The sequence below is a fragment of the Arthrobacter sp. GCM10027362 genome (assembly GCF_042679445.1).
Taxonomy (GTDB): Bacteria; Actinomycetota; Actinomycetes; order Actinomycetales; family Micrococcaceae; genus Crystallibacter.
In genome coordinates, this window is the sequence record NZ_JBHTML010000359.1 from 1 (window position 1) to 1,503 (window position 1,503).

The window sequence follows — 1,503 nt, forward strand, 5'->3', positions numbered from 1 at the left end:
GGCCGCCGGCACCTTGCCGCGCGGCCCGGCAGCAGGTGGACCTGAATTTTCCGGGTCCGGGGCACCACCGGCAGGCCCATGGCCGGCATGCCGCCGCGCCGGTCCGGCCTGGGCTGGACACAATCTGCTCCCGGCCAGCCCCCGGGCGCGAGCGTGTACGGGCAGCCTGCCGGGGCGGCCGGGGGTTACTTGGAGACCTTGCCCATCCGGGCGGCGATGGGTGTGGTGAAGAGCGGTTTCGTCAGGAACCAGGCAGCCGCGATGACCGCCAGGGAGAGCAGGAAGGTGATCAGCCCCCACCAGTCCACAACGTCTCGCGAGGTGTACATGTGGTTCAGGTTGCGCAGGGCCCCGGTGAAGGAGACCAGGAACACGTGGACGATGGTGAAGGCGACGAAGTAGATCATCACCGGGACGTGGACGGCCCGGGCCCACTCCACCGGGTAGGCCTTGCTGAGCCTGGCGGCCTTCTCCGGCCACCAGGTGGAGATCCGGATGCCGGAGATGATTGCCAGCGGCGCGGCGATGAACACGGTGATGAAGTAGGACGTGACCTGCAGGGCGTTGTAGTGGACCCACCCGTTCTCCGTGGGCCAGTTTAGGGAGACGTACTGGATGCCGGTGGAGAGCATGTTCGGGAAGATGTCCCAGCTGGTCGGCACGATGCGCATCCACTGCCCCGTGGCGAACAGCAGGATCATGAAGATCAGCCCATTGAGCACCCAGAACACGTCCAGGCCCTGGTGCAGCCACTGGGACAGGGAGACCTTCTTCGGCGTGTTGCCCTTCGGGGAGAAAAACGAGTCCTTCTTGGCGGTCCAATAACCGGGGGGCTTACGCTCGGTGCGGACCTGCAGACCCGTCCGGACAATGAGCACCATGAAGAACATGTTGAAGAAGTGCTGCCAGCCCAACCATGCCGGCAACCCGGCCGGGGAGCGGTCCGGCTGAGACGCATGACCGTTGTAGGTCGCGATGAACTCCTGCACCGGTTCCAGGGTCCGCAGCCAACGGGCACAGAGCACCGCCGCCAGGGCCAGCATCAGCACGCCGGCGATGGCCACCGGCCCGACCCAGGCCGGACGCCCATCCGCCTCGGCGGCTCCACCGGACGTGGAGGCCCGGCCTGAGGTTGTCGCAGGGGTGGCTCCGGTGCCGCTCCGGGCGGCCACGTCGGCAGGCGGTGCCAAGGTCGGCAATCCCATGCGCGAGCGGGCGGGCGTGGCCGAGCCGTCCCGGGCAGGACCGCTGTCCGCCGCCGTGGCGCCCATGCGCTGGCGGGTGCCGCCTGCAGTGGCGGAACCGGTGTCCTGGGACCCGGCCCGTGTCGGGGCCGCTCCCATCCGGGCCTTGCCCGATGCCGGCGGGACGGATTCCTGCTCCTCGATGGAAGGTGCCGCGCCCATGCGCTGCTTTCGCGCGGGAGCGGCAGGTGGCGCATCGGTGGAGGCGGCCGGCTGGACGCCCATGCGCTGCCTGCGCGCCGGGGCCTGGCTCGCGGCC

The 1,503-nt window shown here is 69.6% G+C and carries 1 protein-coding gene; it reads right to left on the reverse strand.

Annotated features, from left to right (window positions below):
• Positions 1 to 185 precede the first annotated feature (185 nt).
• The gene (locus ACFQ36_RS22640; RefSeq protein WP_377017813.1) at positions 186 to 1,043 is read right to left on the reverse strand and encodes a cytochrome b/b6 domain-containing protein; all 858 of its coding nucleotides are present in this window, start codon (positions 1,041 to 1,043) and stop codon (positions 186 to 188) included.
• Positions 1,044 to 1,503 lie beyond the last annotated feature (460 nt).

Coding starts and splice junctions, on each gene's coding strand:
- ACFQ36_RS22640 (WP_377017813.1), bottom strand. CDS start 1,043: ATGCTGGCCCTGGCGGCGGTGCTCTGTGCCCGTTGGCTGCGGACCCTG.